This window comes from Faecalicatena contorta (assembly GCF_001404335.1).
GTDB lineage: Bacteria > Bacillota > Clostridia > Lachnospirales > Lachnospiraceae > Faecalicatena > Faecalicatena contortus_B.
In genome coordinates, this window is record NZ_CYZU01000076.1 from 1 (window position 1) to 19,330 (window position 19,330).

Sequence of the window (19,330 nt, forward strand, 5' to 3'; positions counted from 1 at the left end):
GGAGCCGCCATATCCACCATACCCACCGGAGCCGCCATATCCACCATACCCACCGGAGCCGCCATATCCACCATTCCCACCGGAGCCGCCATATCCACCATTCCCACCGGAGCCGCCATATCCACCATACCCACCGAAACCGCCATGCCCACCAAAGCCGCCATGCCCGCCGGAGCCGCCATGCCCACCAAAGCCGCCATGCCCGCCGGAGCCGCCATGCCCACCAAAGCCGCCATGCCCACCAAAGCCGCCATGCCCGCCGGAGCCGCCATGCCCGCCGAAGCCGTCATGTCCTCTGTGTCCGCCCCGCTGCCCGCTGAAATCAGAGTGTTCATGTAAGAACGGTCATAATGCAGAATCGTGAAACTGCTATTATAACAGTAGGATAATTACTTTCCGGGGGGACTAAACTGAGCCGCTATATGGCTGATTTGCAGGAGTCAACAAAGAAAAAATAATTAAGAAAAACCGGTATTAGTAAAAGGAAAAGAAAATATGGAGATCCGCATGCTTATCGGCTAAGTGCCGTTCTTCAGAAAATAAGCATGCGGATCTTTTGTTTTTGGGGGCAGCGAGCCGAAGTTAAGCAAGCCTGGCCTTGACGACTGCTGTGAGGGCAGCCCCTTGGAAACTGGTTAACTTGCCTGCTTTGCAAGAAGTGTTTAAATTAGTCTTATAACGGGATATAATGCAGATAGAGGACCCGGTTGATATTGCCTTTTCGCGGCAGGTGTAGTATCATCTAAGCCACATTGAATGTTAGACAGGCAGGGAACGTGATTGAGAAAAAGAGGTGGGACAGACATGGAAGATAAGGCGCGTAAGGTCAACAGGCCGGAGCGTATTGTATCCTATTTTAAAATGGAGAAGCGGACTCTTGCTGCCGTTGCCGTATCCGGGATTATTTACAATGCAGGGATGGTTGCAGGCCCCTGGTTCGAGGGAATGCTGGCGCAGTATCTGTGCGATATTATCGGCGGGAAACGGGTGTTTCAGGATATGGTTATGCTGGCCCTGTCCTATATTGCTGCGATTTTACTGGTGGAGGGAATGCGCTATCTCAAACGGCTTTATGTGAGACGATTTGCTAACCATGTGAATCGGAATATGAAGCAGGTGCTGTACCATAATCTCGTGCACAGGGGCAAGCCGGAACTGGACACTGAGGATGTGGGAGCTGTTATGACCAAAGCCATTGCAGATGTGGACACCTGTGTGGAAGGGATGCGAAAGTTTACGACAGAGGTTTTTGATACCGGTGTCGTAATGATTGCCTATTTGACAATGCTTTTTTCATACGACTGGAGACTGACCATAATCTCCGTTTTGTTTCCGCCGGCGGCATACTGGCTGGCCGGAACATTAAAACGGACGGTATCAAGGAGTGCAGCGGCATATAAGGAAAGCGCGGGCGTTCTGAACGGGGCAACCCTTGACCGGATATCCAATGCAGTGCTTTACAGGGTTTATGGGCAGGAAAAAAGCAGGGATACAGAGTATGAGGAGCAGCTGGGAGATTACGAGAAGAAAGCGGTGTATGCAAATATATGGGAAAATGCGATGCAGCCCCTCTATAAAATCATTTCGATGGCAGGGATTATTTTCATTATCTGGTTCGGCGCAAAGAATGTGCTGGGCAGTGGATGGACATCCTGGGACATTGCAGCATTTTCCACATTTTTATCTTGTTTTACCAGGCTGGCATCTAAATCCTCGAGGGCGGCAAAGCTGTTTAATGCGGTTCAGAAGGCACAGGTATCTTGGATACGGATTAAACCGTATATGCAGGATATCCCGGATGAGAAAGAACCAGGGCCGGAATCGCCGGTACGGCTTTGCGTTTCGGGGATGAAGTTTGCATACCCGGATGGGAAATATGTGCTGGAGGATATTTGCTTTTCCGCGTGTCCGGGCGAGATAATAGGAGTAACCGGAGCTGTGGCATGTGGAAAGTCTACGCTGGGGAAAGTGTTTCTGTGCGAATATCCATATGAGGGAAGTATCAGACTGGAAGGAAAGGAACTGTCGGCTCTTGCCCGGGCCGGAAGAAAGATGACCGCTTATATGGGGCATGAGCCGGAACTTTTGAGCGCTTCTGTGGAAGACAATATACTGCTTGGAGAATCAGGGGATGTCAGTGGCTGTCTGAAGGCGGTGTGTATGGACCAGGAAGTATCGAAGATGCCGGATGGGATTCACACTATGGTAGGCAGCGGCGGAGTCAGGCTTTCCGGAGGGCAGCAGGCGCGGATTGCACTTGCACGGACACTTTTTCATAAAAAGCCGGTCATTATACTGGATGATCCGTTTTCCGCGGTTGACAGAAAAACGGAATGTGAGATTATGCAGAATTTAAAGGCGCTCACGAAGGACAGTATCGTATTGATTTTATCCCACAGGCTGACTCTGTTTCCACAGATGGACCAGGTAATCTGGCTCGGGGAGGGCAGAAGTACGGTCTCTGACCACTGGCATCTGATGCTGACCAATGAGGAGTACGCACATCTGTTTCAAATGCAGAGTGGGCAGAGCGTGCCGTTCATAGGAGCAGAAGAGAGACAGGCAGAATGTACAGATAACTTAAATGATGCGCAAAAGACCGGGGTTCCGGTTCAGAAGGGGCAGACCGGGAAAAAGAATGGCAGGAAGCAGAATTACATCTTTTCGGTGGTAAAAAGGATTGTAAAGGAACAAGTGCTTTTGTCCATTGGGCTGGTGATTGCAGTGGCAGGTACTGTCATTGCGGGCATCCTTCCCCCGCTGCTTCTGGAACGGATTGTAAACCGGCTGGCAGGAGGCGCAGATGTTCTGCCGGGGCTGGCGGCGGCTTACTTTCTTCTGCTGGCGGCAGCAGGTATCTTTGATTCGGCAAAGGAAAGCCTGATCACGGTTTTCGGCCAGAAGGTTACCCACGGACTGAGAAGTGTGATGTGCAGAAAGCTGTCAAAACTGCCGGCATCCTACCTTATAGACACAGAACCGGGAGTGACGGCATCAAGATTTGTAAACGATGTAGATACGGTGGAATCCCTGTTTACATCCGGTATTATCAGCATGGTTGTAGACATTTGCCGGGTAGTCAGTATTCTGGCGGTCATATTCGTAAAGAGCCGCGGTCTTGGGATGCTTATGGCGCTTGCAGCACCGATTTTATATTTGATTACACGTGCATTTCAAAAAAGAATGCTGAAGGCTCAGCTTGCCAACAGAACCGCGGTGGGCAGGGCAAACAGCCATGTGCCGGAAACAATCAGGAACATAAGGATGATCCATACATTTCATAAAGAAAAATATATGGAAAAATGTTATGACAGATATATCCAGGCCGGATACCAGGCATTAGAAAAATCCAATTTTTATGATTCCATTTATTCTCCGATTATCATTACAATCAGGGCAGCTCTGATTGCGGTTATGATGGTTTTGGCTGCAATGGGCGGAAATATGCAGGGGCTTTTTGGAATGTCTGTCGGAACAGCAGTGGCGGTGATTGCATATGTCAGCAAAGTATTTGAGCCGTTGGAGAGCATCGGGATGGAGATTCAGAACATTCAGTCTGCCGTGGCGGGGGTATGCCGCATTCATGAATTTTTAAATGAGCCGGGGCGCAGGCTGCCGGAAAATGAGACGGCGGCTCTGGATGAATGCAGCCCGGCAGCTGCGTTTCATTCCGTCAGCTTTGGGTATGAGGACGGGCGGGAAATTCTCCGCCAGTATAGTTTTGCGGTTCATACAGGAGAAAATGTGACATTGACCGGAAGAACCGGTGTTGGAAAGAGTACGGTATTCAAGCTGCTGCTGGGATTGTACCTTCCGTGGAACGGAAACGTACGCATCTACGGGGTACCGTCAGACCAGATTTCGGATGCCCAAAAGAGGGGGATTTTTGGCTATGTGGAGCAGTCATTCCGGCTGATCCCGGGGACCGTGGCAGAGCAGATAAGCCTGAAAGACAGCAGGATAACCAGCGAGAAAATAGAGCGGGCGGTTAATATGGTGGGAATGCATGAGGCGGTTATGGATCTGGAAAACGGATATGATACCCTGTGTACCGCCGGCCTGTTTTCGCAGGGACAGATGCAGCTGCTTTCGATCGCCAGAGCCGTAGCCGCCAATCCAAGAATTCTGCTGTTGGATGAAATTACTGCAAATCTGGATTCGGCCACAGAAGAGAAAGTACTGGAGGCTCTCCGGGCAGCGTCGACAAACAGAACGGTAATTTCCATATCCCACAGACTGTACGAGCAGCGCGGAGGGCGGGAAATTTGTTTAGCGAAGTAAAACCTAACTGAAGCAGATTGCGCGGTCAGCAGTAAATACAGTTGATCTGCATATTTAATCGAGGCGCGCGAAGGACAGATTGTCCATTTATGGTAACAGTTCAGACAGGCCTGAACTGTTACCATTTTTATTAAATTCAGCCTTTTCTTTTTTTTGTTGTTTTAACAACATACTTGAATGCATACCTGCATTATACTGTACTTAGCAGCGGAGGAGTGATTGATTAGAATTAAGTTCGTCCGGTCAGAACAGCCGGAAGGATGCTGTAAAGATTCAGATTCATTCCATTGCAGAAAGAGACAGAGTATGTTCCTTGGAACATGCGCTGCCGGACAGATCAAGAATCGGGTATTGCTGCTGTGATGCAGCGGAAAGGAGAGAAAATGCCACATATCAAAAACATTGACCATGAAACTGTATTGTCACTGACGGAACTGGTGGATGCCCAGCCTGGGCAGATAGTCAGTAAAACGCTGGCCCAGAATGATTATGTCAGCGTTACATTGTTTGCATTTGATAAAGGCGAGGAAATCAGCACCCATGAATCTAAAGGAGATGCTATGGTGCAGGTGCTGGAAGGAGAAGGGCGCTTTACGGTAGACGGGCGCGAACACTTCTGTAAGGGTGGTGAGACACTGATTATGCCGGCAAATAAGCCGCATGCTGTTTATGCTGCGGAAGCATTTAAGATGCTTTTGACTGTTGTATTTCCCGAAAAGACCATATAGAAAGCCATATAAAGGAGGATATAAAATGGATAATCAAATGTTTTGTTTTCAATGTGAGCAGACGGCAGGATGCACAGGATGTACAGGTAAGGCAGGTGTATGCGGCAAATCAGCTTCATCTGCGAAGCTGCAGGACGAACTGACGGGTGCACTGATCGCTCTGGCGCGTGCCTGTTCAAATAACCCCAAGACACAGCAGACGGACCGTCTGATTCTGGAAGGGCTTTTTACGACGGTAACGAATGTGAATTTTAACGACGAGACTCTGCAGGAGATGATTGACCGTATAGAAGAAGAGAAAAGGCGGATTGTGCCCGGATGCGCATCCTGCGGTTCCCCGTGCGGTAATACGGACCGCTTTAATATGTCCCGCATCTGGAACGCAGAGGAGGATATCCGTTCCCTCAAATCACTGATTCTGTTCGGGATCCGGGGAATGGCGGCCTATGCTTATCATGCGATGGTTCTGGGATATGAGAACGCGGAAGTGAACGAATTTATGATTAAAGCGCTTTCTATCCTGGGTGAGGACTGGGGCATGGAGGAACTGCTCCCTGTTGTGATGGAGACAGGCAAAGTAAATCTGACCTGTATGGAGCTGCTTGACCGTGCCAATACGGAGACCTTTGGGACACCGCAGCCGGTTGAGGTGACAATGAAAGTGGAGAAAGGACCGTTCATCGTGATTACCGGTCATGACCTCTGGGATCTGAAGCTTCTGCTGGAACAGACTGCAGGTAAGGGCATTCACATTTATACCCACGGGGAAATGCTTCCGGCTCATGCATATCCGGAACTGAAAAAGTATCCTCATTTGAAAGGAAACTTCGGCACAGCATGGCAGAACCAGCAGAAAGAATTTGCAGATATCCCGGCTCCGATCTTGTACACTACAAACTGTCTGATGCCGGTAAAAGAAAGTTATGCAGACAGAGTGTTTACAACAGAAGTCGTGTCTTATCCTGAAATGGTTCATATTGGCAGCGATAAAGATTTTACACCTGTGATCGAAAAAGCGCTGGCGCTTGGCGGATATGAGGCAGATACGGAGTTTACAGGAATAAACGGCGGTAAGAGTGTGACCACTGGATTTGGCCACGGTACGGTGCTCAGTGTGGCAGGACAGGTAATTGACGCCGTAAAAGCCGGAGCCATCCGCCACTTCTTCCTTGTGGGCGGCTGTGACGGCGCACGTCCTGGACGCAATTATTATACTGAATTTGTAAAGCAGACTCCGGCGGACACGGTGATCCTGACACTCGCCTGCGGCAAATACCGGTTTAACGACCTGGACCTAGGAACAATAGGGGGCCTGCCAAGAATGATGGATATGGGGCAGTGTAACGATGCTTATAGTGCGATTAAGGTTGCGGTGGCCTTGTCAGAGGCTTTTGGATGCCAGGTGAATGAGCTGCCGCTCTCGATGGTGCTTTCCTGGTATGAACAGAAGGCGGTTTGTATCCTGCTGACTCTGCTGCATCTGGGGATTCAGAACATTAAGCTGGGACCAACGCTGCCGGCCTTTGTATCTCCTAATGTGCTGAATTACCTGGTGGAACACTACAATATTGCTCCAATTACTACGCCGGAGAACGACTTGAAGGATATTTTGGGGGAATAAGCAAAAGAAACAAAAGGGTCAGACCCCGATGCAAAGGGGTCTGACCCCTTTGAGCTGCCCTCTTTGAACTTGTTAATAATTTTTTCGAAAAAAGTACATAATTTGTTAAATTATCCCTCACATAACTATCACATTTAGGCGGTATATTATTAATTGTAAAGGGACAATAACCTTTTTATTATAAATTTTCTTTTTCATAATTTTCCTTGGCCGGAAGCGATTCCGGCCTCTCCTTTTTTATTTCTTAATTTATCCGTTTGGATTTCCGATCATTATGTTACTCCGTTTTTTGCAGATTATTAATTACATTTAAGGATTGTAAAATATTAGCAGATATGTTATATTTTAAATATCAATAATAATTACTATTATTAAAGGAGGGCGTTTATGGATACAAAAGCATTTTGGAAGATGAGTTATGGCCTTTATATTATCTCGGCAAAAAATGGGGAAAAAGCCGGAGGTTGTGTTGTAAATACAATGATCCAGGTGACTTCAGAACCGCTGCAGGTTACGGTGACAATTAACAAAGAAAATTATACTGCCGGTTTAATACAGGAGTCGGGGTATTTTACAGGGATCGCGCTTGCACAATCAGCCACAATGGAGCTGATTGGAGCATTCGGATTCCAGAGCGGCAAAGATAAGGATAAATTTGAGGAATTTGAGACGAAGACGGATCTCAATGGCATTCCTTATGTGTGCAGCCAGGCAGCGGCAAGGTTCAGCTGCAAAGTAAAAAATACGATGGACGTGGGAACACATATTGTATTCCTGGGAGAAGTAGTAGATGCAGAAGTGCTGAGTGCGGAAGAGCCTATGACATACGCATATTATCATACTGTGAAAAATGGTGTTACACCTCCAAAGGCATCCAGTTATATCCCTGAGCCTGAAAAAGCAAAGGGATACCGCTGTAAAATCTGCGGGTATATCCTGGAATCAGATACCATACCGGAAGACTTCAAATGCCCAATCTGCGGGAGAGGGAAAGAAGAATTAGAGAAGCTGTGAGAGAAAGTTAAGCTTAAAACCAAGGGCGGACACCCGTTTATCTGGAAATTGAAAGAAACATTCTGAATAAGACAAAAAATGGATGCTGCGGGAGAAAACGCGGCATCCATTTTTGTCTTATAAAAGGAGTACTAAAAAAACATTGGAATTTATACAGCCGGATTCTATGGGCTTACTATTTTGCATTAACATTAAGATAAGATTTTTTAATTCCTACTAAAAAAGTATAAAAAATATTAAAAAAATACAAAAACAAATCCGGAAGTATATTATAATTTTGGTATGAATTAACAGGGCGCCAATGACACAGAAGTATATTGAACAGTATTCTTTCAGGAGGGAATTATAATGAATGCAATGGAACGGGTAGTAAAAGCATTGAATCACGAGGAGGCAGACAGGGTACCGGTATACCCTATCATCAGCGGGGCTTCCCGGAGACTGACGGAGTAAGTTACAGAGAATGGGCTAACGATGCACATCTGTGCGCGGATGCTCTCTTAAAAGCGAGAGAGGAGTTTGATCTGGATTGCATCGTAACGTTGATTGATCTTTCCGTTGAATGCGATGCATGGGGGCAGGAACTGATTTATCCGGAAAATGAAGCTGCGCACCCGGATTATGAGCATTGCGTAGTGAAAGAGATTGAGGATTATGCCAGGATTAAGAAAGTGGATTACCGCAGCTCCAGACGTATGATGATGCACATTGATACATGCAGAAAATTGGTAGAAGCCTCCAAAGGAGAATTCCCCATTATAGCATTTGTATTTGGTCCCCTGGGTACGCTCTCCATGCTGCGGAGCCAGCAGGAAATGTATATGGATTTTTATGATGATCCGGCTGCGGTGCATGAAGCCGCGGGCGAGATTAATGAGACCTTAAAGGATTACTGCAGGGCGCTGATGGATACGGGAGTGAACGGCATCATGTTAGACACCCTTTTTGCCTCAGGCTCTATCATGAGCAAGGAAATGTGGAATGAGCTGGAGGGAGATCTGGTGGAAGAGCTTGCCCAGGTGGTAAGAGATAAAAATGGGCTGGTGATGATACACAATTGCGGGCAGAAAATCTACTTTGATGTTCAGATCGAGCGTATGCAGCCCGCGGCGATTTCCTTCTTATATCCGCCGGATGATTGTAAAGATTTTAAAGAATGTAAAGAGAAATACGGAAATCTAACAACCCTGATCGGGTGTGTTACTCCGGCAAGTGCAGCAATCGGCACTGACGAAAACTGGGACCAGGAATGCAGAGATTCGATTGACGCAATGTCAGCCGGAGGGGGCTTCATACTTGCAACGGGATGTGAATACCCTGCAAATGCCGATTTTGCAAGGGCGCACAGAATGGTAGAAATTGCAAAGGACTATGGAAGATACTAGAATAAGGTCTGGGAGAGTGGCATATAAAACAGCCGTTATGGATTCGTCCATAGCGGCTGTCTAAGCAGTCATGGGCTATATTATTCCCCAATTACTGCATGTTGCATGAGAGGATGCTTATGCTTTAAGCTCTGTTCTGCGTATGACACAGTATGAACAGAGGTTTAAAATACACGCTGCCAGTACAAAGATAAATACAGGATACATAAAGTTTATTGTACCGTCGGTCATGAATCCAAAAGCCTTTAAGCCAAATGCGGCAATCCTGTCAGTTAAATCTTTTGGAAGTACAAATTTTATCAAAGCAGGTATGATTAAAATAATTGTGAGGCCGAGGGTAATCCCAGCATATACTGATATTTTTTTACCGATCTTGTTTATAATAAGGATTACCAGGTAAAACAGACAGCAGATAAGCATATATACGAAAAACAGCCAAACCCAGCCCAAAAAGTATGAATGCCCGTATCCGTACAGTCCGCCAAATAATGAGTGATAATCATGAAACCAGTGATGAAGCGCATTTCCCAGGATTGTATCAACCAGCGACATGATTCCCGAGATAAAAGCGAACAGGGAAAACGTGGATAGAAATATATATTTTCTGGTAAATCCATTCTGTATCAGCATTTTAAAATCTTCTTTAAACCCCAGGATCCCTAAGATACCCACATAGATAAAAGAATTAAACTCTAAGCCGTTCGTACCAATTTTGCCGCTGCTTCCGTTTGTAATATAAGAAAGGACAAAAACGGCCGCGACAACTGCATATTCAATTGCGTAGAAGATCCAAATATATTTAAACGATGTCATACATTCATAACGGATAACAGTGCCTAATTTTTTCATATCATCGGCCCCCTTTCTCTGTTAACTTTACGAATAGTTTTTGCAGGTTCATATTAGATATCTGTAAGTGACTGTTTTTAGGAAGCTGTTCTTTTTCGCCCAGTATATAAGCGAGTTTCAAATTACCAAGTTCATCGTATCCTATCACGTTTTTGTCTTTACAGTAGTCATCGACTTCACCGGCGAGGCCGGAAATACAGTACCCTTTATTCATCAGAGTTTCAACGGTTTCCTGCAGAAGCACTCTGCCCTTGTCGATTAGCACCACTTCTTCGATGATGTTTGCCACCTCTTCTATAAGATGGGTAGCTATAATAATCGTTCTCTGATAGTTTTCATAATCCTGCAGTAATAATTCATAAAACAACTCCCGGTGATTCGCGTCCAGACCCAGCACAGGCTCATCAAAAACCACATAAGGTACATGGAGGGAAAGGGCAATCGTAAGTTTAAAGATGGACTGATAACCTTTCGACAGTGCTTTGTATCTTTTGTTAATATCAAGACCAAACTTTTCGGCAATCTGACGTGCCTGATCCAGGTCAAAACTATCATAAAAACGGTCTATCCACTTAAAATGTTCTATTACTTTCAGGCTGGTGTCGTATAAGTCCATCTCACTCATACAAAAAATCTTTTCGTGTACTTCCATGTTTTCTTTTGCACGGAGACCGTCAATCAGAATTTCCCCCTCATCAGCGAAGATGCGGTTGGAAATAATGTTAATTAATGTGGATTTGCCGGCTCCGTTTCTTCCTAAAAATCCGTAAATTTTACCATATTCAAAGGACAAAGAAACCCGATCCAGTGCGTTGACATTGTTGTATCGTTTTACGACATCCTTAATTTGAATTGCATTCATTCTCATACCCCTTTTCTACCAATGTGATAATTTCTTCTTTTGACATCTGCAGTTTGACAGCCTCGTTAATTAATGCCTCAATATACTGCGTGTAAAATTGATCCTGCCTTTTTCTGCGGATGTTTTTAACTGCGCCTGCTTTTACATACATTCCAAGACCTCTCCTTTTATAAATAATCTCTTCGTCTACCAGCATGTTCATTCCTTTGAGAACCGTATGTGGATTAATGTTCAAAAGTGCCGAGATTTCATTGGTTGAAGGAATCTTTGTTTCCTCTGGGAACACGCCTGTAAATATGGAATCTTCTAACTGTTCTGCAATTTGAACAAATATGGGTTTATCTATATTTGGATTTATGTTCAATAATATCACCACCTTATTAGTTAGTTACTTGAGTAACAAACTACCTTGCATCTTTAATATATACTAATAAGCAATTTCTGTCAATAGATTTTAAAAAAACTGAAAATACAAAAAGTACAGAGTAACTGCGAGTACAAAGGATAAAAAAAGTGGCTGTGGTCATACCAGATTCCAAAGGCGTGAACCTAGGTGAATGTGCACTAAAATGAACGGGAATATGTTGCTTATTGCACAAAAATAAAGGGCATAATTGACATGTATTATATGGGATGATACAATGTTAAAAAGATAACAAATTGTGGTACAACCAATTATGAACGAAGGGGAGAAGAGAATGGGAGATTTCAGGGTTCTGGAAATTAAGCAGAGTGTTTTTGCGGATAATGAGAAACGGGCAACCCAATTGAGGAAAGAACTGAAGGAAAAAAAGGTGTTTTTGCTAAACCTGATGTCTTCACCGGGGTCCGGTAAGACGACTACACTTAGCAGGACGATTGAACAGCTGAAAAACGAATTAAAGATCGGAGTGATGGAGGCGGATATTGATTCTGATGTAGATGCAGAAACGATTTCTGAGCTTGGGGTTAAGGCAATCCAGCTCCATACAGGGGGGATGTGCCATCTGGATGCGGATATGACCCGGCAGGGGCTGGAGGGCCTTGAGTGCGGTGAATTGGACCTTGTTGTACTTGAGAATGTGGGGAATCTTGTCTGTCCGGCAGAATTTGATACTGGAGCGGTGAAGAATGCCATGATTCTAAGCGTACCTGAGGGAGACGACAAACCGTTGAAATATCCGCTGATGTTTTCTATCTGCGACGTCGTTCTGATCAACAAGATAGATGTGCTTCCCTATTTTGATTTTGATATGGAACAATGCAGAAGGAACATTTTAAAGAGAAACCCGAATGCAATCATTATACCAATTTGTGCCCGCACCGGGGAGGGAACAGAGGCGTGGGCCAATTGGCTCAGGGAAGAAGTAAAGGCATGGCAGAAGGCGGAAAGGAGTTAGCAATGGCGGAAGAGAGAGCATTGATCTTAAAATTAGGTCAGAAGATAACGGACAGGATCGGCCACAAAGTGACAGTGGATGATCCGGAATACTGGGGGCTCGCCTGTGTTGTAACGGATGAGATGGCGGAAGTGGCCCTGGCGATGAAGGTAAGAAAGCCGGCCAGTGCACAGGAGATTGCGAAGAAATGCGGTAAACCGCTAAAGCGGACGGAAGAATTGCTGCAGGAGATGAGCGTGATCGGTCTGCTGGAGTATAACTGGGAAAATGCGGACCGCCATAAACAATACATACTGCCGATGTTCGTGCCTGGCTGTGCGGAATTCATGAACATGAATCTGGAGCAGGTGGAGAAACATCATGAGGTCGCCAGATTTTTTGAGCAGATGAGCCGGCTGCCGCTGGAAAAGGTAACCCCTATGGTGCCCCCGGGAGGCGCCGGAATTGGGATGCACGTCATTCCGGTTGAAAAGGCCATACCAACGGAACAGAAGTCCGTCAGTGTCGAACATATTTCCCACTGGGTACAGAAGTATAAAGGGAAATATGCGGTGGGCGCCTGTTCCTGCCGCCGTTCCCGCAGAATTCAGGGAGAAGGCTGCGGACACCTGGAGGATGATATGTGCATTGGGGTCGGAGATATGGCCGATTACATTGTAGAGACAGGGAAGGGCCGCTATATTGACGAAGCAGAGGTCATGGAGATTCTGCAGAGGGCGGAGGACAATGGCCTGGTACACCAGATTACTAATATCGATGGGGAAGATAAGATCTTTGCAATCTGTAACTGCTGTGTCTGTTCCTGCTATGCGCTGCGTACCTCTCAGCTGTTTAACACGCCGAATATGTCCCGCTCCGCTTATATTGCCAGGGTGAATACCGAAAACTGTGTGGCATGCGGCCAGTGTGTGGAATATTGCCCGTCCGGTGCAGCCAGGCTGGGGCAGAAACTCTGTACAAAGAGCGGGCCGGTATCCTATCCGATGCAGGAACTGCCGGATGCGGTGAAGTGGGGGCCGGAGAAATGGAATGAAAATTACAGAGATGATAATCAGATGAACTGCTATGATACGGGGACAGCGCCGTGCAAGACGAACTGTCCGGCGCATATTGCCGTGCAGGGTTATATTAATATGGCTTCCCAGGGAAGGTATCTGGATGCACTTAAGCTGATTAAGAAAGAAAATCCATTCCCGGCAGTATGCGGAAGTATCTGCAACCGCCGCTGTGAAGATGCTTGCACCCGCGGGGAGATCGACCAGGCGGTGGCAATCGATGAGGTCAAGAAGTTTATTGCCATGCAGGAACTGAATGCAGAGTCCCGTTATATTCCGCCGATGGTCAATCAGATCGGGAAGCCATACCCGCAGAAGATCGCGGTTGTGGGCGCCGGACCGGCCGGGATGAGCTGCGCTTTTTTCCTGGCTCAGAAGGGGTATCCGGTGACCATCTTTGAAAAGCACAGACAGCCGGGAGGGATGCTGACTCATGGAATCCCAGGCTTCAGGCTGGAAAAAGAGGTGGTAGATGCGGAGATCTGGGTGCTGCATGAGATGGGAATCGAGTTTAAATGCGGTATAGAAGTAGGAAAAGATATTACACTGGAAGAGCTGCGGGCACAGGGCTACCAGGCGTTTTACCTTGCCATTGGATGTCAGGGAGGACGCAGGGCCGGCATCCCGGGCGAAGAGTTTAGAGGCGTTTTGACGGGTGTGGATTTCCTACACAGGGTCAATACGGATGAAAAGGTACAGTTGTCCGGGCGGACCGTTGTGGTCGGCGGCGGCAATGTAGCCGTTGATGTGGCGCGGAGTGCAGTGCGCGCAGGAGCATCTATAACGCAGATGTATTGTCTGGAAGCAAGGGATTCCATGCCTGCCGCTGAAGATGAAGTGGCAGAGGCACAGGAAGAAGGAATCACGGTAAATTGCGGCTGGGGACCAAAAGAAATACTTGGTGAGAACGGAAAAGTTACCGGAGTGGTCTTCAAAAAATGCGTGGCTGTGACAGATGCAGAAGGACGTTTTCATCCACAATATGATGAGGACGACTGCATGACAGTAGAATGTGACAATGTGCTGCTGAGTATCGGGCAGAGCATTATCTGGGGAGGCCTTCTGGACGGAACTAAAGTGGAACTGGGACGTGGAAACGGCGCTGTGGCAGATCCTTTGACCTATCAGACAGCGGAGCCTGATATCTTTGTTGGCGGAGATGTGTATACCGGGCCAAAGTTTGCAATCGATGCGATTGCGGCCGGAAAAGAAGGCGCGGTCTCCATCCACCGTTTTGTACATGACGGACAGAGTCTGACAATCGGCCGGAATCGGCGTGAATTTATAGAACTGGATAAGAAAAACCTGGATATTCCGGAGGAAAGCTATGACCATGCCAGCCGCCAGGCGCCGGGGCATAAGGCCGGAGTTAAAGCAGCATCTACCTTCCGGGATACGCGCCTTGTGTTTACGGAAGAACAGGTAAAAGCAGAGACTGCGCGGTGCCTGGGATGCGGCGCCACAATAGTAGACGAGAACCGGTGTATTGGCTGTGGTGTCTGTACGACAAAATGTGAATTTGATGCGATCCATTTGAGCAGAGAAATTCCCGAGGCAAGCCGGATGATGAAGAGTGAAGATAAGATGAAGGCAATTCTGCCCTACGCGGCGAAAAGACAGATTAAGATTATCCGCAACCGGAAATAGCTGCATAATGGAAAGAAGGGGATGAGATATGCACGAACTGGGGCTTGTCACGCATGTAGTCCGCGCGATCGAGGAGATTGGCAAAGAAGAAAAACTGACGGAAGTAGCTTCGGTGACACTGGAGATCGGGGAAGTGAGCGGTGTTATTCCGGATTATCTGGAGGACTGCTGGAAATATTTTCGGGCAAGGTCAGAACTTCTGAAGGAAGCGGAGCTAAAAATAGAAACAATACCGGCGGTAACGATCTGCGGGGATTGCCAGAAGACTTTTTCTACACTGAAATATAAAAAACAGTGTCCGCATTGCGGCGGAGAAGATACCTGGCTGACTGCCGGAAATGAATTTAATATAAAGGAAATTACCGCCTGTTAAGGCGATGAGAGGGAAGGAGAGTTCATGATGTTTGTATTTACAGAAAGTGTGCCGACAATATTGGTCTGGCTCGTATGGATTGGTGTATTTATATCGCTGTTTGCGGCAAATGAATTAAGCCGCCGCTTTAAATGGGTGGGGTTCGGATGCTTTGTGATCCTGCCGGTGGTGTTGACCGTACTCTGGCTGACGGCGCTCAAAGATACCTCCTATATGGACTGGTTCCATCTGGCAAAGGTATATTCATCCACGGCAGGATGTATAGGATTCTGGTGCATACGCCATATAAAGAAGCTGCAGCACAACAAGATCGCGCTTTGTTTTCCGCCGTTGATTCTGGCGATCAATATTCTGGAGGCGTGTTCCAGAGATTTTCAGGTCAGCCAGTATGCAACTCCGGTGGTTGAATACATGAATAATCAGGTACAGTATTATGTCGGCGGTTCCTGGAATATCATGAACGGAATAGCGGGTATACTGAATATTATCACAATTTCCGGCTGGTTTGGGATTTGTATCCGCAGGAAAACGGCAAATGATAACAGCCGCGACATGCTCTGGCCGGATATGATGTGGTTCTGGATTGTGGCCTATGATTTATGGAATTTTGCCTATACATACAATTGCCTGCCGACCCATGCATGGTACTGTGGATTTGCGCTGCTGCTGGCCCCCACTGTATGTGCTTTTACACTGGGAAAAGGGGCCTGGCTGCAGCACCGCGCACATACGCTGGCACTGTGGTGCATGTTTGCTCAGACATTTCCGGCGTTCCAGGATGCGAGTAAATGGCTGGTTCATTCCGCATCCAGCAAGGCGATTGCAGATGCGGCGATCCAGGAGGGGGTTCTGGCCGCAGACGGGTTCACGGTATTAAAGGATGCGGGGATTTATCAGGTAGCCAGCGCTGCGCCTAATACCACATTTTTATTTGTTATGAGCCTGCTGGCTCTACTTGCCAATGCGGCAGTATTTGTATATATGCTGTACCGGATTAAGAAGACAAAGAAAAATCCTTACAAAGGGGAAATGTATTCAGACTTAGTAAAATATCAAGAGGTAAAAGCGCTGGCCGAGTAAAAACAGATCAGCCAAAGAGGGCACCTGGATGAAGTTTTATTCCAGGTGCTTTTTATATGTATATTTTTCTGTCAAAAATGTATTTTAATATATAAAAAGGAGGAAAACATATGACAGAAAAAATATCTATTAAAAAAGTAGGGGAATTCGAAAATAATTTAATGATGAATGAAAAATCTTTGGCTACGATTAAAAAATATATCAAGGAAATCCGAAATTTTCTTGATTATCTGGACGGCGGTGATATTACCAAAAGCAGGGTGATGCAATACCGGGCCGCAATGCAGCCGGAGTACAAGGCACAGACCATTAATGTGAAGCTGTCAGCGGTGAATGCTTTTCTGGATTTCATAGGGAGGCCGGAATGCCGTGTGAGATTTATAAAAGTACAGAAAAAGTCGTTTGTGGAGGAGGAAAAAGAATTAAGAGAGGAAGAGTATAGAACATTGCTGTTGTCCGCACGTGAAAGGGGCAAAATCCGTCTGTACCATATTCTGCTTACTTTATGCTCAACCGGAATCAGAATCAGTGAGCTGAAGTATATTACCGCAGATGCTGTCCAGCAGGGGAGGGCGGAGATTGATATGAAAGGGAAACACCGGGTGATTCTGCTCCCGAATGAATTGAAAAACAAGCTGAAAGACTATATGGATCAGCAGAATATCCGTACAGGAAGTGTGTTTATAACAAGAAATGGAAAACCTGTCGACCGCTCTAATATTTTTCATGAGATGAAACGCCTGTCGGCCTATGCTGGCGTAAAGCCGAAAAAAGTATATCCCCACAATTTAAGGCATCTGTTTGCCAGAAGTTTTTATGCGGTGGAAAAGAATCTTTCCCATCTCGCTGATATTCTGGGGCATTCCTCTATTGAGACAACAAGGATTTATATTGCGTCCAGTTATAGAAATTTTGACAGGATATTTGACAGCATGCAGCTGATTATATAAAAACCACAGAATCTATATTCTGTGGTAAAAAAGAAAAAAGTTTACATAAATTCTCTCCGATATGTCAAATGAAATGTGCTTCTTTTGAATTAAACAAGCATTTTAGACACACTGAAACAGACCTGTAGTAAGTGAATAATCACAGGTCTTGTTGTGGTTCAAACTACTTTTATCCAAGGCAGTTTATGATAAATTTTTTCGATATACTGTGCGTCTATAGATTATAATTGAATATTCAAGATTTTTCATATATAATAAAACCAACCAAATTTATGTAAACTTTTTTCTTTTTTACCACAGAATATAGATTCTGAGGTAATGGGGAAAGATGAGATGGAGGATCCGGTATGAATAAAAGAACACTGATTGCAGCCCCTCTGAGCATTATTTTTCAGGATCAATCGCTGCTTCTCCTCTTTGAGGATGATCATAAAACGGAAATACAATATACAGAACTTATTGTTGTTTATCTGGCAGCAAAAAATGGGAGTACCGGAGAAATCTACATGCCCTGTATTACTGAGGTTACGGCGGACATGGACGGATACATTATAATATATGGCGCCGAGATGGACTATGAGCTGCATACATATAAGACAAACAAGACTGCGGGGGAATTGTTTATCGGGATGGCGGAACACGCCGGGCAGGGGCTATTTGGTTATGAGCCGTGGATTGAGGAGATACGGCTGGAGTTTTTCGAAGAAGCAGTTCTTTTTCAAAAGTGAGCCTGAGGGTCTGTTTTTTTTCATGGAATTATTATATAATTCTTCCATAGCCTAAGTATAAAAAATAATAGCAAAATGGAGGAACATGGAATGGAAAACCGATACGGCAATATACCAAAACTGGGTTTTGGGCTGATGCGCCTTCCGATGATTGGTGAGGACGTGGATATTGAACAGACGAAGCAGATGGTGGATATGTTTTTAGAGGCGGGATTTACATATTTTGATACAGCCTATGGATACGTGGACGGCAAGAGTGAAGCAGCAATCAAGGAGGCTCTCGTTGACCGCTATCCAAGAGATAAGTTCCTTTTGGCGACAAAGCTTCCGGCCTGGGATGCAAAGGACGCAGACGAGGCAAAAGCAATGTTTGACACCTCTCTGAAGAGAACCGGGGCAGGATATTTTGACTTTTACCTGCTCCACAATCTGGGAGAACATAGATCACAGGCCTTTGATGACTTTGGAATCTGGGATTTCCTTGCAGAAAAGAAAGCGCAGGGGCTGATCCGCAATCTCGGATTTTCTTTCCACGATAAAGCGGCGTTGCTGGACGAGATCCTGACGGCTCATCCGGAAATGGATTTTGTACAGCTGCAGATTAATTATGCGGACTGGGACAATCCGACCATCGAATCAAGGCTGTGCTATGAAACAGCCAGAAAACACGGCAAAGAAATCATCATCATGGAGCCTGTAAAAGGCGGTAATCTGTCAGCGCTTCCTGAAAATCTGGAGAACATATTCAAGGCGGCCGATCCCGACGCGTCAGTATCCTCATGGGCAATCCGCTATGCCGCGTCTCTGGAAGGCATCATAACAGTCTTGAGCGGAATGTCCAACATCAGCCAGATGCAGGATAACCTCTCATACATGAAAGCGTTCAGGCCGCTGTCAGAGGAAGAAAGAGAAGCAGTGCAGAAAGTACAAAAAGGTCTTAGCAAGCTGCCAACCGTCCCCTGTACTGCCTGCGCATACTGCATGAAAGGCTGCCCGGAGAATATCGCCATATACGGAATATTCCAGGCAGTAAATCTATTGAAAACCTATGGCAACAAAGAAAGCGCCGGAGGTACCTATCAATGGAGCACAGAAGGCCACGGCTGGAATAAAGCATCCGCATGCATCCAATGCGGAAAATGCGAAGAAGTCTGTCCGCAGCACATCCAAATCCGAGAAGAACTAAAAAAAGCCGCCGCCATATTTGAGTCATAAAAAAACATTAGGAGATAGAGAAGCTTCCCCACAGCCCAATCCCATCCCCCTTTCCCACCAAATTTCCCCTCCGTAAGCGGTTTCTCATCCGTCTGGAAGAAGCCCAGCCTGACAGCAGCGGGGAGCGGGACCGTCCCCCGGCTGAGGGCCGGTCCCGCTCCCC

General features: G+C 46.2%; 17 protein-coding genes. 13 read left to right on the plus strand and 4 right to left on the minus strand.

What is annotated here, in order from left to right; translation table 11 throughout:
• Positions 1-335 (minus strand): hypothetical protein (locus ARB69_RS26935; RefSeq protein ID WP_055155174.1); only part of this gene is annotated, 335 nt, incomplete at its 3' end.
• Positions 336-804: 469 nt separating this feature from the next.
• Between ARB69_RS26935 and ARB69_RS27815 the strand changes: the two genes are divergently transcribed.
• The 6 genes from ARB69_RS27815 (at position 805) to ARB69_RS23395 (ending at position 9,029) form a co-directional block, all read left to right on the plus strand.
• The gene (locus ARB69_RS27815; RefSeq protein ID WP_070102534.1) at positions 805-4,281 is read left to right on the plus strand and encodes an ABC transporter ATP-binding protein; all 3,477 of its coding nucleotides are present in this window, start codon (positions 805-807) and stop codon (positions 4,279-4,281) included.
• Positions 4,282-4,500: 219 nt separating this feature from the next.
• Positions 4,501-4,644 carry a hypothetical protein gene (locus tag ARB69_RS26940; RefSeq protein WP_153922019.1) on the plus strand — a complete coding sequence of 48 codons (144 nt, stop codon included), beginning with the start codon at positions 4,501-4,503 and terminating at the stop codon, positions 4,642-4,644.
• A 20-nt stretch (positions 4,645-4,664) separates the two neighbouring features.
• Positions 4,665-5,009: a cupin domain-containing protein gene (locus ARB69_RS23380; protein ID WP_055155179.1), complete on the plus strand. Its 345-nt coding sequence runs from the start codon at positions 4,665-4,667 to the stop codon at positions 5,007-5,009.
• Positions 5,010-5,034: 25 nt separating this feature from the next.
• Positions 5,035-6,630, plus strand: a complete 1,596-nt coding sequence (hcp, locus tag ARB69_RS23385) for a hydroxylamine reductase (RefSeq protein ID WP_025656205.1) — start codon at positions 5,035-5,037, stop codon at positions 6,628-6,630.
• A gap of 387 nt (positions 6,631-7,017) precedes the next feature.
• Positions 7,018-7,644: a flavin reductase gene (locus tag ARB69_RS23390; RefSeq protein ID WP_055155175.1), complete on the plus strand. Its 627-nt coding sequence runs from the start codon at positions 7,018-7,020 to the stop codon at positions 7,642-7,644.
• Positions 7,645-7,961: 317 nt separating this feature from the next.
• Positions 7,962-9,029, plus strand: a complete 1,068-nt coding sequence (locus ARB69_RS23395) for a uroporphyrinogen decarboxylase family protein (RefSeq protein ID WP_242857657.1) — start codon at positions 7,962-7,964, stop codon at positions 9,027-9,029.
• A gap of 117 nt (positions 9,030-9,146) precedes the next feature.
• Here ARB69_RS23395 and ARB69_RS23400 read toward each other — a convergent pair whose 3' ends face one another.
• The 3 genes from ARB69_RS23400 to ARB69_RS23410 are packed head-to-tail and all read right to left on the minus strand — an operon-like array spanning position 9,147 to position 11,104.
• Complete coding sequence (locus ARB69_RS23400) at positions 9,147-9,878, minus strand: hypothetical protein (RefSeq protein ID WP_025656208.1); 732 nt, start codon at positions 9,876-9,878, stop codon at positions 9,147-9,149.
• A gap of 1 nt (position 9,879) precedes the next feature.
• Positions 9,880-10,740: an ABC transporter ATP-binding protein gene (locus ARB69_RS23405; RefSeq protein WP_025656209.1), complete on the minus strand. Its 861-nt coding sequence runs from the start codon at positions 10,738-10,740 to the stop codon at positions 9,880-9,882.
• Entirely contained in the window at positions 10,721-11,104 is a 384-nt protein-coding gene (locus ARB69_RS23410; RefSeq protein WP_025656210.1) for a GntR family transcriptional regulator, read from the minus strand. The genes ARB69_RS23405 and ARB69_RS23410 overlap by 20 nt, the downstream gene beginning before the upstream one ends.
• A gap of 334 nt (positions 11,105-11,438) precedes the next feature.
• Between ARB69_RS23410 and hypB the strand changes: the two genes are divergently transcribed.
• From hypB to ARB69_RS23445, 7 genes are all read left to right on the plus strand, one after another.
• The gene (gene hypB, locus ARB69_RS23415; RefSeq protein ID WP_055155176.1) at positions 11,439-12,119 is read left to right on the plus strand and encodes a hydrogenase nickel incorporation protein HypB; all 681 of its coding nucleotides are present in this window, start codon (positions 11,439-11,441) and stop codon (positions 12,117-12,119) included.
• A gap of 2 nt (positions 12,120-12,121) precedes the next feature.
• The gene (locus ARB69_RS23420) at positions 12,122-14,821 is read left to right on the plus strand and encodes an FAD-dependent oxidoreductase (protein WP_055155180.1); all 2,700 of its coding nucleotides are present in this window, start codon (positions 12,122-12,124) and stop codon (positions 14,819-14,821) included.
• Between the two features lie 28 nt (positions 14,822-14,849).
• Positions 14,850-15,194: a hydrogenase maturation nickel metallochaperone HypA gene (locus ARB69_RS23425; RefSeq protein ID WP_055155177.1), complete on the plus strand. Its 345-nt coding sequence runs from the start codon at positions 14,850-14,852 to the stop codon at positions 15,192-15,194.
• Between the two features lie 24 nt (positions 15,195-15,218).
• On the plus strand, positions 15,219-16,274 hold the full coding sequence (locus ARB69_RS23430) for a DUF5692 family protein (protein ID WP_330377755.1): 1,056 nt from the start codon (positions 15,219-15,221) through the stop codon (positions 16,272-16,274).
• Between the two features lie 110 nt (positions 16,275-16,384).
• The gene (locus tag ARB69_RS23435; protein WP_055155178.1) at positions 16,385-17,224 is read left to right on the plus strand and encodes a tyrosine-type recombinase/integrase; all 840 of its coding nucleotides are present in this window, start codon (positions 16,385-16,387) and stop codon (positions 17,222-17,224) included.
• Positions 17,225-17,571: 347 nt separating this feature from the next.
• The gene (locus ARB69_RS23440) at positions 17,572-17,952 is read left to right on the plus strand and encodes a hypothetical protein (RefSeq protein ID WP_025656215.1); all 381 of its coding nucleotides are present in this window, start codon (positions 17,572-17,574) and stop codon (positions 17,950-17,952) included.
• A gap of 90 nt (positions 17,953-18,042) precedes the next feature.
• A complete protein-coding gene (locus ARB69_RS23445; RefSeq protein ID WP_025656216.1) occupies positions 18,043-19,167 on the plus strand; it encodes an aldo/keto reductase in 1,125 nt (374 codons plus the stop codon).
• Positions 19,168-19,330: the final 163 nt, after the last annotated feature.

Bases quoted from the DNA above. Each gene is read 5' to 3' on its own strand.
- ARB69_RS23400 (WP_025656208.1), bottom strand. From the start codon at position 9,878: ATGAAAAAATTAGGCACTGTTATCCGTTATGAATGTATGACATCGTTT.
- hcp (WP_025656205.1), top strand. From the start codon at position 5,035: ATGGATAATCAAATGTTTTGTTTTCAATGTGAGCAGACGGCAGGATGC.
- ARB69_RS23445 (WP_025656216.1), top strand. From the start codon at position 18,043: ATGGAAAACCGATACGGCAATATACCAAAACTGGGTTTTGGGCTGATG.
- ARB69_RS23435 (WP_055155178.1), top strand. From the start codon at position 16,385: ATGACAGAAAAAATATCTATTAAAAAAGTAGGGGAATTCGAAAATAAT.
- ARB69_RS23390 (WP_055155175.1), top strand. From the start codon at position 7,018: ATGGATACAAAAGCATTTTGGAAGATGAGTTATGGCCTTTATATTATC.
- ARB69_RS23430 (WP_330377755.1), top strand. From the start codon at position 15,219: ATGATGTTTGTATTTACAGAAAGTGTGCCGACAATATTGGTCTGGCTC.
- ARB69_RS23425 (WP_055155177.1), top strand. From the start codon at position 14,850: ATGCACGAACTGGGGCTTGTCACGCATGTAGTCCGCGCGATCGAGGAG.
- ARB69_RS27815 (WP_070102534.1), top strand. From the start codon at position 805: ATGGAAGATAAGGCGCGTAAGGTCAACAGGCCGGAGCGTATTGTATCC.
- ARB69_RS23440 (WP_025656215.1), top strand. From the start codon at position 17,572: ATGAATAAAAGAACACTGATTGCAGCCCCTCTGAGCATTATTTTTCAG.
- ARB69_RS23380 (WP_055155179.1), top strand. From the start codon at position 4,665: ATGCCACATATCAAAAACATTGACCATGAAACTGTATTGTCACTGACG.
- ARB69_RS23420 (WP_055155180.1), top strand. From the start codon at position 12,122: ATGGCGGAAGAGAGAGCATTGATCTTAAAATTAGGTCAGAAGATAACG.
- ARB69_RS23405 (WP_025656209.1), bottom strand. From the start codon at position 10,740: ATGAATGCAATTCAAATTAAGGATGTCGTAAAACGATACAACAATGTC.
- hypB (WP_055155176.1), top strand. From the start codon at position 11,439: ATGGGAGATTTCAGGGTTCTGGAAATTAAGCAGAGTGTTTTTGCGGAT.